Source organism: Aureimonas endophytica (genome assembly GCF_014642635.1).
GTDB classification, from domain to species: Bacteria; Pseudomonadota; Alphaproteobacteria; order Rhizobiales; family Rhizobiaceae; genus Plantimonas; species Plantimonas endophytica.
In genome coordinates, this window is the sequence record NZ_BMIQ01000012.1 from 29,550 (window position 1) to 44,693 (window position 15,144).

At 69.5% G+C, this 15,144-nt stretch carries 10 protein-coding genes; 6 read left to right on the forward strand and 4 right to left on the reverse strand.

What is annotated here, in order from left to right:
• Window positions 1-92 precede the first annotated feature (92 nt).
• The 6 genes from IEY14_RS24140 to IEY14_RS24165 all read left to right on the forward strand — a co-directional run bounded on the left by IEY14_RS24140 (window position 93) and on the right by IEY14_RS24165 (window position 7,379).
• Window positions 93-911 (forward strand): ABC transporter substrate-binding protein, encoded by an 819-nt coding sequence (locus IEY14_RS24140; protein ID WP_188913141.1) that lies wholly within the window; start codon window positions 93-95, stop codon window positions 909-911.
• A gap of 111 nt (window positions 912-1,022) precedes the next feature.
• On the forward strand, window positions 1,023-2,534 hold the full coding sequence (locus IEY14_RS26215) for an amino acid ABC transporter permease/ATP-binding protein (RefSeq protein ID WP_188913144.1): 1,512 nt from the start codon (window positions 1,023-1,025) through the stop codon (window positions 2,532-2,534).
• Between the two features lie 32 nt (window positions 2,535-2,566).
• A complete protein-coding gene (locus IEY14_RS24150; protein ID WP_188913145.1) occupies window positions 2,567-3,574 on the forward strand; it encodes a Gfo/Idh/MocA family protein in 1,008 nt (335 codons plus the stop codon).
• Window positions 3,575-3,593: 19 nt separating this feature from the next.
• Window positions 3,594-4,742: an NAD(P)/FAD-dependent oxidoreductase gene (locus IEY14_RS24155; protein WP_188913147.1), complete on the forward strand. Its 1,149-nt coding sequence runs from the start codon at window positions 3,594-3,596 to the stop codon at window positions 4,740-4,742.
• 411 nt (window positions 4,743-5,153) lie between these two features.
• Window positions 5,154-5,924, forward strand: coding sequence for an L-iditol 2-dehydrogenase (locus IEY14_RS24160; protein ID WP_188913149.1), 771 nt, complete (start codon window positions 5,154-5,156; stop codon window positions 5,922-5,924).
• A 159-nt stretch (window positions 5,925-6,083) separates the two neighbouring features.
• Complete coding sequence (locus tag IEY14_RS24165) at window positions 6,084-7,379, forward strand: ABC transporter substrate-binding protein (RefSeq protein WP_244639659.1); 1,296 nt, start codon at window positions 6,084-6,086, stop codon at window positions 7,377-7,379.
• A 92-nt stretch (window positions 7,380-7,471) separates the two neighbouring features.
• On the opposite strand, the gene IEY14_RS24170 is transcribed toward IEY14_RS24165, so the two are convergent.
• From IEY14_RS24170 to bcsA, 4 genes are read right to left on the reverse strand one after another with little or no spacing between them, the layout of a single operon-like run.
• Window positions 7,472-9,430 carry a tetratricopeptide repeat protein gene (locus IEY14_RS24170; protein WP_188913151.1) on the reverse strand — a complete coding sequence of 653 codons (1,959 nt, stop codon included), beginning with the start codon at window positions 9,428-9,430 and terminating at the stop codon, window positions 7,472-7,474.
• Window positions 9,418-10,491 (reverse strand): family 8 glycosyl hydrolase, encoded by a 1,074-nt coding sequence (locus IEY14_RS24175; RefSeq protein ID WP_188913153.1) that lies wholly within the window; start codon window positions 10,489-10,491, stop codon window positions 9,418-9,420. The genes IEY14_RS24170 and IEY14_RS24175 overlap by 13 nt, the downstream gene beginning before the upstream one ends.
• The gene (locus tag IEY14_RS24180) at window positions 10,491-12,836 is read right to left on the reverse strand and encodes a cellulose biosynthesis cyclic di-GMP-binding regulatory protein BcsB (protein ID WP_188913156.1); all 2,346 of its coding nucleotides are present in this window, start codon (window positions 12,834-12,836) and stop codon (window positions 10,491-10,493) included. The genes IEY14_RS24175 and IEY14_RS24180 overlap by 1 nt, the downstream gene beginning before the upstream one ends.
• 16 nt (window positions 12,837-12,852) lie before the next feature.
• The gene (bcsA, locus tag IEY14_RS24185) at window positions 12,853-15,078 is read right to left on the reverse strand and encodes a UDP-forming cellulose synthase catalytic subunit (protein WP_188913158.1); all 2,226 of its coding nucleotides are present in this window, start codon (window positions 15,076-15,078) and stop codon (window positions 12,853-12,855) included.
• Window positions 15,079-15,144 lie beyond the last annotated feature (66 nt).

Consider the following 15,144-nt stretch of genomic DNA (forward strand, 5'->3'; position numbering starts at 1 on the left):
GGCGACGCATGGCCGGTCGCGGGAGGAGGCGCTTGCCGCCTCGGCGAGAATTCCGCGCGACGGGGGTCGCCGGCTTTGCAAGGAGACGACGCATGAACCGACCGAACCGCCGATCCATCCTCGCCTCCGCCGCGTTCGGGCTGGCGCTTCTCGCCGGCACGGCGGGTATCGCCGGTGCCGCCGACAATGCCTACGGCCTCATCGAGCCGGGCCAGATCAGCGTCGGCACGATGGGCGATGCCAAGCCCTATACCTTCACCGACAAGGACGGGAACTTCACCGGCTTCGACATCGAGCTGTTTCTCGACGTCGCCCGCCGCATCGGCTTCGACAAGGCGCATGTGACCTTCATCGGCCAGGAATTCTCGGCCCTGATGCCTTCGGTCGCCAATGGCCGCTTCGATGTCGCCGTCGCCGCGATCGGCACGACGGACGCGCGCAAGAAGACGGTCGATTTCTCCGACGGCTATCTCGCCGGCTATCTGACGGTGCTGACCGCCGACACCGCGATCAAGAGCGCCGACGATCTCGCCGGCAAGCGGCTCGGCGTCGTCCAGGGCACGCTCCAGGAAATCTACGCGGAGAAGAACTTCGCCAAGGCCGACATCGTGAAGTTTCCGGACAACAATTCCGCCGTCTCGGCGCTGAATTCCGGTTCGATCGACGCGCATTTCCTCGATTACGAGGCCGCCAAGCAATATGGCGACCAGTACAAGGGCCTGACGCTGGCGATCAACATCCCGTCCTTCGACGCGCCGGCCGGCTTCGTCGTCGCCAAGGGCAAGGATGCCTTCCGCGAGGCGCTGAACAAGGGCCTTCACGAGGCGATGCAGGACGGCACCTGGAAGACCCTCTACCAGAAGTGGTTCCCGGGTTCGCCGATGCCCGACCAGTATCTGCCGAAGCCGTAAGCCGGCCCGGCATCACGACGGCGCGCCCGCTTCCCTGATGGCGGGCGCCTGTCCCAACCCGCGCGGCGGCCGCGCGGCCGCTCTTCCCCTCGTCGTACGCAAGCGGGCCGCATGACCTGGTTCGAGATCATCCAGCGCAGCTTCTTCGACTTCGGCGCCATGGCCGAGGTCCTGCCGAACATGCTCATGGTCGGCCTCAAGAACACGCTGATCCTCGCCTTCGCCTCGACGCTGATCGGCATCGTGATCGGCATGATCCTGGCGATCATGGGCATCTCGCGCTCGGCCTGGCTGCGGGTGCCGGCCCGTATCTATACCGACATCTTCCGCGGCCTGCCGGCCATCGTCACCATTCTCCTCATCGGCCAGGGCTTCGCCCGGATCGGCCGGCAGATCTTCGGGCCCTCGCCCTATCCGCTCGGCATCCTGGCGCTCAGCCTCATCGCCGGCGCCTATATCGGCGAGATCTTCCGCTCCGGCATCCAGAGCGTCGACAAGGGGCAGCTCGAAGCCTCGCGCGCCCTCGGCATGACCTATCCGAAGGGCATGCGGCTCATCGTCGTGCCGCAGGGCGTGCGGCGCGTCCTGCCGGCGCTGGTCAACCAGTTCATCGGCAATATCAAGGATTCGAGCCTCGTCTATTTCCTCGGCCTCCTGGCCTCCGAACGCGAGCTTTTCCGCGTCGGCCAGGATCAGGCCGTGGTCTCCGGCAATCTCTCGCCGCTGATGCTGGCAGGCCTCTTCTATCTCCTCATCACCGTGCCGCTCACCCATGCGGTGAACGCCATCGACAAGCGGCTGCGCACCGGCCGCCGCCCGGCCGCTCCGTCCTCCGGTCTCCACGAGGTGGAGGAAGAGGAGGCCGCAACGCCGGCGCTGCCGGCGCGCGGCAAGCTGAAGGGCGCGCGGCTCGACGTCGTCGATCTCGACATGGCCTATGGCAATTATCAGGTCCTGCGGAAGGTGAATCTCTCGGCCCCGGCCGGCTCGATCACCTGCATCATCGGCCCGTCCGGCTCCGGCAAGTCGACGCTGCTGCGCTGCCTCAACCGTCTCGCCGAGCCGCTCGGCGGCGACATCCGCCTGGACGGCGACAGCGTCATGGCGATGAAGCCCGACCGGCTGCGCCGCCGCGTCGGCATGGTGTTCCAGCATTTCAACCTGTTTCCCGACCATACCGCGCTCGGCAATGTCATGCTCTCGCTGCGGAAAGTTAAGAACCTGTCGGGCGGCGAGGCACGGCGCGTCGCCGAGACGCGGCTCGCCGAGGTCGGTCTCGCCCAGCGCATGGACCACCGGCCGATGGACCTGTCCGGCGGCCAGCAGCAGCGCGTCGCCATCGCCCGGGCCCTTGCCCTCGAGCCGGAACTGATGCTCTTCGACGAGGTGACGAGCGCGCTCGACCCCGAACTCGTGAAAGGCGTCCTCAAGCTGATGGCTGGCCTCGGGGAAAGCGGCATGACCATGGTGGTCGTCACCCACGAGATGAACTTCGCCCGGCGCGTCGCCGATCAGGTCGTGTTCATGGACGAGGGCGCCGTCGTGGAGAGCGGGCCGCCGGAGGCGATCTTCGGCAATCCGCGGAGCCCGCGCCTCAAGCGCTTCCTGTCGGAAGTGCTCTGAACCGCGCGGCGAGCAACGAAGGGCGAGGAAACATGACATCCAAGGTGCAATGGGGCGTCCTCTCGACGGCGAAGATCGGCCTGAAGGCCGTGATCCCGGCGATGCAGAAGGGCGAGCGGGCGACGATCGCGGCGATCGCCTCGCGCGACGGCGACAAGGCGCGGGCGGTGGCGGCGGAATACGGCATTCCGCGCGCGTACGGCTCCTACGAGGAACTGCTCGCCGATCCGGCGATCGAGGCGATCTACAACCCGCTGCCGAACCATCTCCATGTGCCGCTGACCATCCAGGCGCTGGAGGCCGGCAAGCACGTCCTCTGCGAGAAGCCGATCGCGCTCACCGCCGCCGAAGCCGAGACGCTGGTCGAAGTGTCGAAGCGCACCGGCCGGCGCGTCGCCGAGGCCTTCATGGTGCGCCATCACCCGCAATGGCTGAAGGCGCGCGATCTCGTCGCCGAAGGGCGGATCGGCGAGGTGCGGACCATCCACACGCTCTTCTCCTATTATCTCACCGACCCGACCAATGTCCGCAACCAGGCCGAGATCGGCGGGGGCGGCCTCTACGACATCGGCTGCTATGCCATCAACACGGCGCGCTTCCTGTTCGGCGCCGAGCCGGAGCGCGTCGTCGGCACCTTCGACAACGATCCCGAGATGCGGATCGACCGCATGGTCAGCGGCCTCGCCGAGTTTCCCGGCCGGCGCCATCTCGCCTTCACCTGCGCGACGCAGCTCTCGCCCAGCCAGCGCGTCGTGGTGCTCGGCACCAAGGGGCGGATCGAGATCGAGATTCCCTTCAACGCCCCGAACGACCGCCCGACGCGCATCATCGTCGATGACGGGCGCGATCTCTTCGGCTCCGGCCGCGAGGCGATCGAGATCCCGGTGACGGACCAGTACCGGCTCCAGGGCGACGCCTTCTCCGCCGCGATCCGGGGCGAGGGGCCGGCGCCCGCCGGCCTCGACGACGCGATCGCCAATATGCGCGTCATCGACGCCTTCTTCCGCTCCGGCCGCTCGAACGGCTGGGAGCGCCCCTGAGCCCAAGGGACATCCGACCATGACCTCTTCCGCCCAACGCCATGTCGCCGTGATCGGCGGCGGCATCTTCGGCACGTCCACCGCCTTGCATCTCGCCCGGCTCGGCTGCGCCGTGACGCTCGTCACGGAGGCGGGCCTGTCCTCCGGCGCCTCGGGGCGGTCGCTCTCCTGGCTGAACTCCTCGCGCTACCGCTCGCTCGCCTATCACCACCTGCGCATGGCGGGGCTCGACCGCTATCGCTCGCTGCTCGCCGCCCATCCCCGGGCGGGGGCCTGGCTGCGCTTCGACGGCGGCCTGACCTGGGATGCCGATCAGGCGGAGAACGAGATCGAGGCCGTCTTCGCCTACGAGACCGCCATCGCCTATGACGCGCGCTTCCTGGCGCCGGCCGAGGTCGCGGCGGTGACGCCCGGCGTCGACGCGCGGGCGATCACCCGCCAGGGCGCGATCTTCAATCCGGGCGAGGGCTGGGTCGATCTGCCCTCGCTCGTTGCCTTCCTGCGCGGGCAGCTGGCGGCCGAAGGCGTCGCGATCGTCGAAGGAGCGGGCAAGGTGCGGGTCGCGGTCGAGAACGGGCGGGCGGCGGGCGCGCTCCTTCCCGGCGGCGAGCGGCTCGCGGCCGATGCCGTGCTGCTCGCCACCGGGCCCTGGGTGCCGCGCTCGCTGGCCGAGCTCGGCATCGCCATGCCGGACCAGACGCCGATCTCGCTGCTTGTCAAGACGACGCCCTTCGCCCATCCGCTGCGCGCCGTCCTCAACACGCCGCGCGTCGCGATCCGCCCGACGCCGGACGGTGCCTTCGCGCTGGATTCCGCCTGGTCGGAAGAGGAGGTCGTCGCGAAGGAGGACGGCAGCTACGCGGTGCGGCCGGAAACGCTCGATGGGCTTCTCGCCGAGGCCGCCAAGGTGCTCGAAGGCCAGCCGCGCCTTGTCGTCGAATCCTTCGGCGTCGGGCCGAAGCCGATCCCCGCGGATGGCGATCCGGTCTTCGGCGAGCTCGCCGAGATCCCGGGCCTCTTCGTCGCCTTCAGCCATTCCGGCGCGACGCTCGGTCTCATCGCCGGCGAGATGCTCGGCCGCGAGATCGCGACGGGCGAGCGCCAGCCGATGCTGGCGCCCTTCCGGCCGGACCGCTTCACGCAGGTGTCCCGCCAGGCGGCGGAATAAGCAGGGCTCGAGGACATCACGGCCGGCGGTGGTTTTCCGCCGGCCGGAAAAGCTCGCTCCGACGCTGCTGCGACATATGACGACCCTGTCAAACAAAAGTCGTTGACAGCGGCCCGTCCGTCGCGCCTAAATCACGCATGGCCAGGGAGACTGTCCGGCCGCGCGTCGCGGCGGACAGGGGCGAGGACGGGGAGGTTCGCATGTCGCGCCAGACGACGAAGCATGCCGGCGGCCGGCGCCCGATCCCCCTTGCGCGCGCCCTCGGTTCTCGGCTCTAGCGAGCTCGGCACCCCGCCGGGAGCGGGAGCCGGTCCGAGGCCCGAGAACCGCAACGCCTCCCAGCTTGCAGCGGCGGCTTTCGCGACCGGCTCCCGTCGGGGCCCGCGCGGACGATCTGATCAGGAAGAGACCATGAAATTGCAGGACAAGGTTGCGATCGTCACCGGCGGCGCGCAAGGGATCGGGGCCGCGATGGCGCGGGCGCTGGCCGACGAGGGAGCGCATGTCGTGATCGCCGACATCGCCCTCGACCGGGCGGAGGCGACGGCGAAGTCGCTCGGCGGCAAGGCGATGGGCGTCCATCTCGACGTGTCCGACACGGCCTCGATCCAGGCCATGGTGGGGCGGGTGGTGGAGGCGCTCGGCGGCATCGACATCCTCGTCAACAATGCCGCGATCTTCGATGCCGGTCCGTTCCTGGAGATCAGCGAGAAGAGCTACGACCGGCAGTTCGCGATCAACGTCAAGGGCACGCTCTTCACCATGAAGGCGGTCGCGGCGCGGATGGTCGAGCAGGGGCGCGGCGGCAAGATCATCAACATGGCGAGCCAGGCCGGACGCCGGGGCGAGGCGCTGGCCGCCGTCTATTGCGCGACCAAGGCGACGGTGATCTCGCTGACGCAGTCGGCGGCGCTGGCGCTCGCCCCGCATGGCATCAATGTCAACGGCATCGCGCCCGGCGTCGTCGACACGCCGATGTGGGACGAGGTCGACGCGATGTTCGCGCGCCACGAGAACCTGCCGCTCGGCGAGAAGAAGAAGCGCGTCGGCCTCGCCGTGCCGCTCGGCCGCATGGGCAAGCCGGAGGACTATCGCGGCATCACGATCTTCCTCGCCTCCTCCGATTCCGACTATGTGACCGCCCAGACCTATAATGTCGACGGCGGCAACTGGATGAGCTGAGGCGCCTGCGTTAGGAAGCGAAGACGCGCGAATCCCCGCGACGGCCGATGCCGCGCGGGTCGGGAGGCCGGCATCGACCGGTCTCTCCTTCATGGTACGACGATCACGGCACTCTGGGAGGATATGCCAATGACAATGGGAACGCGGATACGGACCCTCATGGCGGGCGCCGCGCTGCTCGGCCTCGCCGGCGCGGCCGGGGCGCAGACGACGCTGACGATCGGCACCGTCAACAACAACGACATGATCCGCATGCAGGGCCTGACGCCCGAGTTCGAGAAGGCGAACCCGGACATCAAGGTGAACTGGGTGACGCTGGAGGAGAACGTGCTGCGCCAGCGCGTCACCGCCGACATCGCGACGCGCGGCGGCCAGTTCGACATCATGACCATCGGCACCTACGAGGTTCCGATCTGGTCGAAGCAGGGCTGGCTGACGCCGCTCGAGAATCTCGGCTCGGCCTTCGCGGTGGACGACCTGCTGCCGCCGATCCGTACGGCGCTGTCCTCCGAGGGCAAGCTCTATGCCTCGCCCTTCTACGGCGAGAGCGTGATGACGATCTACCGCAAGGACCTGCTCGACAAGGCCGGCCTAAAGATGCCGGAGAAGCCGACCTTCGCCTTCGTCAAGGAAGCGGCGGAGAAGATGACCGACAAGTCGGCGGGCGTCTACGGCATCTGTCTGCGCGGCAAGCCGGGCTGGGGCGAGAACATGGCCTTCATCGGCAATCTCGCCCGCTCCTACGGCGCGAATTTCTTCGACGCTTCCTGGAAGCCGCAGTTCCAGAGCGAGGGCTGGAAGAAGGCCGTGTCGGACTATGTCGACGTCATGAAGAAGTACGGCCCGCCCGGCGCGGCCGCCAACGGCTTCAACGAGACGCTGGCCCTCTTCTCGACGGGCAAGTGCGGCATCTGGATCGACGCGACCAGCGCCGGCTCCTTCGTCACCAATCCGAAGCAGAGCCAGGTGTCCGACAAGGTCGGCTTCACCTCGGCGCCCTGCGGCGTCGAGAACTGCCCGAATGGCGGGGCGAACTGGCTCTGGGCCTGGTCGCTGGCCATTCCGCAATCCTCCAAGAAGAAGGAGGCGGCCGAGAAGTTCATCGCCTGGGCGACGGACAAGAACTACCAGACGCTGGTGGCCGAGAAGGAAGGCTGGTCGAACGTGCCGCCCGGCACGCGCACCTCGCTCTACGAGAACAAGAAATATACCGAGGCGACGCCCTTCGCGGCCGAAACGCTGCGGGCGATGAACGCCGCCGATCCGGGCACGAAGCCCGACAAGCCCTATGTCGGCCTGCAATTCGCCGCGATCCCCGAATTCCAGGGCATCGGCACGGCGGTCGGCCAGCAGATGGCGGCGGCTCTGTCCGGCTCGATCACCGTCGATCAGGCGCTCGCGGCGGCCCAGGCCCAGGCGACGCGCGACATGACCCGCGCCGGCTACATCAAGTAAGCCTGACGGAACGATCCGGCCGGCGCCCCCTCGCGCCGGCCGGACCCGGTTTCCCCTGTTGCGGCCCGGCGGAACCCCGCCGGGCCGCATTCTCATTCCCACATGCTGTACTGCTCGTTCGACACCGCGCCGATGCCGAAGCGCGTATCCTTGGTCGACTTGCGGCTGTTCTCGGCCTTGAACACCCGCCGGGCCTCATCGTAGCGGCCGAGCTTGAGATTGGCCCAGCCGCGCAGGAGCTCGGCGCCGCCATTATGACCGAACTTGGCCTTCTGCTTGTCGAGAAGGGCGAGCGCCTCGGCATAGTTGCGCGACTTGAAGGCGGCATTCGCCTCGGCCATCAGCTGCGAGCCACCGCCACCGCCGCCGCCCTTCGCGCCGCCGCCGGATTTCACGGCGCGCACGGCCTTCGCCGCCGGACGCTCCGCCGTTTCCGCCTTGAGGCTCGCGAGTTCGGGGAAGTCGTTGCCGAAGCGCTGCGTGATCTCGCGCAGCTCCTTCGGATTCTTCGACCGGGCCGCGACCACCGCGAGGCCCGTGACGCCTTCCTGCGTCGGCTGCCAGGACACCGACTTCTCGAACCAGCCGCGCGCGTCGTCCAGCCGGTTCTGCGCCAGGAGGTTCCAGCCGAGCGACTGGGCGCCGAGCGCCGAGCGCGCCTGATCGACTGCCCCGGAGAAGTCGCGGATGGTCGCCGCGTCGAGCACGGCGGCGGCGTCGTTCTCGGTGAGGCGCGTCGAGATCATCTCGATATAGAGCTTGGCGATCTCCTCGGCGCGGGCGCGATTGGTGAAGGCGAGGCTCACCGCCTCGTCGGTCTGCCCGCCGCTCCGCAGCGCGAGGATCTGGCCCTCGATCGCCTTCGGATCGGGGCCGAGCTGGCCCGCCGCCTTGAACCAGGCCGTGGCCCCGGAAAAGTCCTTCAGCGCGTAGAGATACCAGCCGAAGAGGAGAGCGTCGCCCTGGCTGCGGCTCGTGGCGACCGCGGCGGCGAAGCCGTCGAGCTGCGCCTGGTCGGGACCGCTGCCGGCGTCGCCGGACGCGACCGCCGCCATCTGCCGGCGCAGCGGATCGAAGCGCAGCGAGCCGAACTCGTCGCGCCCGTCCGGCTGCGGCCGGCCGAGGGCCGCCAGCGATTCCATGCCCTGCGGCGGCAGGAGGAGGGCGGCCTTCTGATAGGTCGCCATGCGCTGCGCCGGGTCGTCGCAGCTCTTCAGGATATAGCTGTAGAGATCGAAGGAGCGGGCGAAGTTCTGGAGCCGCGCATAGCCTTCGCCGAGCGACCAGAGCAGGTCGATATTGCCGCAGGTCAGCGCCGCCGCGTTCTTGCCGGCCGCCGTGACGACGCCGTTCCAGTCGCTACGGCTCGCCGCGCTGCCGATCTCGAACCGCGCCCGCTCGACCGCGACCTTGCCGGCGAGGTCGTCGGAAGGCTTCCAGTCCGGCTGCGCCTTGACGCGGGCGGCCATCGCGGCGTCGAGGCCAGCGAAATCCTTCTTGGCGAAGAGATCCCAGAGCTCGCTCTCGTCGACGGCCGCCTTCTGGGCGAAAAGGTCCGCCGGCGGCTGCCAGTCGGGATGCAGCGCCTTCAGGCGGCGGATCTCGGCGCCGACCCGGGCGAGATTGCGCGTCGAGGCGTAGTAGCGCAGCGCCGTCTCGTCCACCGCGCCATCCGTCGCGCCGTCCTCGGCCTTGGCGGCGTCCGCCGGCGGCGGGGTCGGCTCGAAGGGCGAGGCGGGCGTCGCGGTCGCCGGAGCGGCGGCGGGGGCGGGGGCGGCGGCGAAGGGATTGATCCCCGGACGGAGCGTCGCGGCGGCGGCCGGAGCCTGGATCGGCGCCGGCGGCGCGGCGAAGGGATTCTCGCCGGGCGCGACGGGCCGGGTCGGCGCGGCGGCGCCGAGCGAAGCCGGAACGGCGACCGAGGCGCTCGCCACGTTCACCGGCGCGGCATTGCCGAAATCCGGGGCGGTCGGTCCCGCCGCGAAGCTCGTTCCGCCGAGCGCCAGCACGAAGAAGGAGGAGGAAAGAAGCAGTCGGTTCAGCGAAGGCATTGCGGATACCTCTCGGCAAGCGCCATCAAGGCGAGGATGTGGAGGGTGCTCGGGTAGTATTGGGTCGGCTCGAAGGCCGTGGCGGCCTCGGCGCGCGGGCTGCGCCCCGTGGCGCAGTCGAGAAGCGCGACGATCGCGCCATAGCCGGGGTCGGACAGACGCTCGAGGGTCTGCCCGGTGGCGAGATCGACCGTCCGGGGGCCGCCGGCCCCCGGCGACAGGGCGTCGGCGAAGCTGCCGACGAGATAGCTGTCCGGCTGGCGCGACCAGGCAAGATAGAGCGGAACGCGCACGGCATTGTAGCCGAACTCGGCCGGGAAGCCCTTGGCCGGCGCCGGATGCTCGCCGGCGAGCGAGGTCCAGTCGGCGGGCAGGCCCGCCTGGCCGAAGCGCGCGTCGGTCACGAGGCGGGCGCCGGTGGCGGCGAGATCCGCCTTGCGGAGCTTCGGCGAAATCTCGCCGAGCTCCTCCAGCGCCGGGAAGATCCAGTAGGACAGGTTCACCACGGGTCCGTCCGGCTGCTCGCCGGCCTGGAAGCCCTGGCTGCCCGGCAGGAGCACCTTGCCGCCGCCGCTCGCCACGACATTGGTCTCGACCACGGCGTCGGCGATCGCCCGCGCCTCGTCGCGCCATTTCGGCTCGTTCCAGCGCTTGGAGGCCCGCAGCAGCGCCCAGGCGATCAGAAGATCGCCGTCGGTCGCGTTGTTGCGGTCGGAGACATGCGGATCGGCGGCCGGGTCCCAGCGCCAGGCCGCCAGCCCGTCGTCGCGGACCATCAGCTCCTTGCGCGTCCAGCCGAGCATGCGCTCGAAACCGGCGCGGTCGTCGGCGGCGACGGCGATCAGCATGCCGTAGCCCTGGCCCTCGCTATGGCTGATGCCGCCATTGGCGCCGTCGACGACGCGGCCTTCCGGCGCGACGAAGCGGCTCGAATAAAGGGCCCAGCTGCCGAGGATCAGGTCCTCGCCCGGTGCCGGGGGCGGCGCGGCGCGGGCGGGAAGCGCCGCGAGCCCCGCCGCGACCGCGATCGCCGCGCCGGCCAGGAGATGGCGAAGCCGCATCACGAGTTCTTCTCGCCGACGCTGCGCAGGAGCAGGCTGGTGGCGAAGCCGAGGAGGAGCAGCGTGCCGATCGTGGCGATGAGATATTGCTCCGTATGCCGCGAGAACCAGCCGGCCACGACGAGGCGGGCGTTCGAGAAGGTGCGGGGCTGCGTCTCGTAGAGCCGCTCGCTCGTCGCCGCATGGGTGGTGACGCGGGCGTCCTCGGACGAGACCTCCGTCACGGCGCCGCCGAGCGAGGACCAGTGCTCGCGCTTCGTCACCGTGGCGACGCCCGCCACCACCTGATCCTTGGTCGGCGCCGTGACCATGGTCCAGCTGGAGGAGGAGGCGTTGGGCGAGGGCATCTGCGCGATGGTGAGATCGGCATCGGCCGAGGGCGTGAAGGCCTCGGGCGTGCGCTGCGCGGTGGCGATGGTCATGATCTCGGACAGGGCCCAGCCGGCCGAGGTGCCGAGATCGTCGAGGACGCGGTTGAGACCGCCGCCGATCGCGGCCTCCTCTACAACCGGCGCCGGCGGCGGGGTCGCCGCGGCGAGGGCGGCGGGGTCGGGCAGGCCGAGCGCCGGGGCGGGCGGCGTCGCGGCCGCCGCCGGGGCGACGAAGGCCGCGCCGGTGCTCGCCACTTCCGTGGCGGCGCCGCCGACCTGGGCGATGCGGACCGTGTCGAACATCGTCGGCGGCAGCGTGTTGAGGGCGCCGAAGGCGATGAGATCGTCCTTGAGGTCGAGCGACAGCGTGGCGGTGGTGCGCACCGGCTGCGGCTTGCGCGTCGAGCTCGTGATCTTGGCGACGAAGGTGGCGGCCGCGCCGAGCAGCGGGCGGTCGAAATTCGGCACCAGGAGGCTGAGACCCTTCTCCACCGCGCGATTGGCCTCGGCGATGCCGGCGGTCATCGAGGCGATGTCCGGGGCATGGCCGATGCGCGCATAGTGCGGCATGGTGAAGGACGAGGTGTCGGCGAGGCTGAAGCGGATCTGCGGCGTCGCCTGGGCGGTCGTCTCGCAGGCCGCGTCGGCGGCGTTGGGCACGATCGCCTCGACGTTGAAGACGTTGACGCCCGGCTTCAGCGCCTTCAGCGGCACGCGCATCCGCTGCTGGCGGATCTGGCCGGCCCGGCTGGAGCTAAGCGGCAGCGTCGTCACCACCTGGTCGTTGGCGCGGATGATGAGCTGCGCCCGCTCGGCAAGGCCCGCCGCGAAGCTGCCGTCGAGCGTGAAGGCGGCATAGTCGTAGTCGGCGGCATAGAAGTCGGCCGGCAGGACGATGCGGAACTCGTCGCGATAGAAGCGGCCGGCGAAGGGCCGCGTGTCGGCGCCGAGCTTGGCGAAGCTCACCGTCTCGCCGCTGCCGACGCTCTGGCCCCGGCGCATGGCGAGGCTTTCCTGGCCGGCGGCCGGACCCTCGGGCCGCATCGAGCGGGCGCGGGCGAGGAGATCGGCGAGATTCTGCTGGACATTCTCCGCCGTGACGCCGGAGACGACGAGCACCTGCCGCTGGCCGTCGCGGGAGGGGAGCAGCGAGACGAAGGGAATGTCGGTATTGCCGCGCAGGTCCGGAAAGGCCTTGCCGAGCTCGCCGACGCTGCCGACGACGACGTCGAGACCCGGACCCGTGCCGCCCCGATCGGAGAAGTCGACCGTCGGCGCCTCGAAATAGCCGAGGAGAACCGCCGCCTGGATGGCGTTCATCGTGGCGTCGATCGCGCCGCCGGTGGCGCTGGCGCCGACGACGCCGCGAATGCGCACCCGGCCGTCCTCGCCCGGCTCGATCGCCGGCAGTTCCGCCAGCGACCGGACGCTGCGCGCCGCGCCGTCGAAGACGAGGCCGCTCGTCGCCGGATTGATCTTCGTCCAGAGTTCGTAGGTGCCGTCGGTCGAGCAGTCGACGCGGTGATGCTGCTCGACCAGGAGGCGCACCCCGTTGAAGCCCGGCTGCAGCAGCGCGGCGGGAATGTCGGCCGAGACGGTCTGGCCGCCGGCCCGGCCGAGCGTGACGTCGCGCACCAGCATGTCGTTGACATAGACCAGCATGCGCGACTGCTCGGGCAGGACGGAGACCGCGCTGTCGAGAACGAGCACCAGCCGGGCGGCGGCGGCCGATTCCGCCGCGGTCACGAAGACCGGGAATTCGAGCCGGCGGCTCTCGCCTTCGAGGGTGAGGTCGCGGTTCTCGATGGCGAAGCGCCGGAGATTGGCCGGCGCCGCGCTGTCCGCCGCCCGCGCGAGGGGGGCGGCGGCATTGGGATCGAAGGCGGGCGCGGTCTCGGCCGGCGCGGCGAGGGCCGCGACGGAGGTGCCGAGAAGGCTCGCGACGGCGAGGGTCAGCGGAAGTTTGCGGGTCATCCCGATCGTCCTTCGTTCAGCTGGCGTCGGCGGGCGTGGCCGGGGTGATCTTCGAGGCCAGGGACGGCAGCGCCGTGGCTTCGGGCTTGGCGGGCGTCTCGTTGCGATCGGCGACGAGATGGTAGAAGGCGCTCCAGGGGCGGCCGAGACCCCAGGCAAGCAGCGTCAGGCTGCCGCGCAGCATGCCGCGCGGGCGGCGGCGCGCTTCGCGCTCCTCGCGCACGGCGCTGAGATCGCCCGTCATCAGCTCGGCGATCGCGGCATAGTCGCCGGAGGTCGCCTCGTAGCGCAGGCCGAGGGTGACCGTGTCGCTCCAGCTGGTGACCTGGCGGATGGTGACCGGCAGGCGGCCGCGCTCGGCGCCGCTTTCGCCGTCCACGACGATGATCTCGGCCCGGTCCTGGCCGGCGAGCGCCGGCAGGGCGGCGAGCGGGACCACCTTGGCGCCGCCGAGCGAGGTGTCCTTCACCTCGACCGGGATCAGCGCGCCGGCGACCGAGAGCACCGCGTTGCGGGCGGCGCTGATGCGCGGCGTCTGGCGCCGCTCGCGCCGCTCGGTGACGACGCCGAGGGCGGCGCCGGCGATGAGGACGTTCAGCGCGTTCCAGGCGGCGACGACGAGCAGGATGCCGCCGACCTGCGGTTCGGTCTCGTAGCGATAGACCGAGTAGACCATGGCGCCGAGCAGCACCGCGAAGATCACGAAATAGGGGACGGCGAGCGGCGAGAGGCGGTCTTCCTGGAGCGTCTCGCCCTTGGCGGTGACGTTGAAGGTCGGCCGGCGCGGGTTGACGATGACGCTGAAGACGGCGCGGAAGAGATAGACCGACTGCACGTATTCATAGAGTTCGGACACGAAGGGCCAGCGCACCGAGCCGTAGAGATAGTTGCGGATCAGCGAGTTGATGGCGAGATAGGTGACCGTGTAGGCGAAGAACTCCTGCGCCGAGACGTCGAAGATCTTCAGATCGAAGAAGATGAAGAGAAGAGGGGATAGGAGGAACACCATGCGCGGCAGCGGGAAGAACCAGCACATGCAGCTCGACAGGTAGCAGGTCTTCTGCGACAGGCTGAGGTTGCGGCGGAGCAGCGGGTTCTTCAGCAGGAAGATCTGGATCATGCCGCGGCACCAGCGGGAGCGCTGGCCGATGAAGCTCGACAGCGTTTCCGGCTGGAGGCCGGTCACCATCGGCCGCTCGACATAGCGGCTGGTCCAGCCGCGCGAATGCAGTTCGAGCGCGGTCTCGCAGTCCTCGGTGATGGTGACGCCGGCGAACCCGCCCACCTGCTCCAGCGCGCGGCGGCGCAGCACGGCGGCCGAGCCGCAGAAGAAGGTGGCGTTCCACTTGTCGAGCCCCTTCTGGATCGAGTTGTAGAACATCTCGTTCTCCGACGGCATGCGGTCGAAGGTGCCGAGATTGCGCTCCAGCGGGTCGGGATTGGAGAAGAAGTGCGGCGTCTGGACGAGGAACAGCTTGTCGTCCTCGCCGAAATGCCCGACCGTCTCGCGCAGGAACTCCTTGGCCGGGGCGTGATCGGCGTCGAAGACCACGACGAGCTCGCCGGTGCTGTGCGCGAGGCCGTTGTTCAGGTTGCCGGCCTTGGCGTGCTCGTTCTTGGCGCGCGTCAGATAGGTGACGCCGAGCGTCCGGCAAAGCTCCTGCAGTTCGACATGGCGGCGCTGGGCCTCGGCGGCGGCGCGCAGATCGCGCGAGTTGCGCTTCTGGTCCGTGCCGCCGTCGTCGAGAAGGAAGACCTTCAGGCGCTCGGCCGGATAGTCGAGAGCCTTCGCGGCCGACAGGGTCAGCGAGAGGATGTCGGCGCTCTCGTTATAGGAGGGCACGAAGACATCGACATTCGGCAGGTCCTCGTCGGCCGTCTGCGGCGCGCGCTTGCGCTCCAGGGGATCGGCGGCGACGAAGAGGCTGATGAACAGGAAGGCGATGCAGTACATCTCGGCCGCGTAGAGAATGATCGCGGGCACGAAACTGACGAGATCGCTGGACGACGGCAGCGTCGCCGTCGTGCGCCAATAGGCGTAGCGCAGCACCACGGCCACGGCGAAGACCAGGAAACAGTGCCGCCACGCGCCCTGCAGTCGGAACACGTAGATCAGGCCGGACAGCACGATCGCGGTCAGGGCGACCGCGAGCTGTGTTTCCACGCTGAGTGGCTGGAAGATCAGTAACAGGGCGGCAATGGCCGGCAGCGACCACAATAATGCCTTCGCAGGGACGTGCATGAGGCTCTCGACAACTTACCTTGGGAGATCGGTCGCCGTGACTTAGGATGAATTTGAATCGGAAAG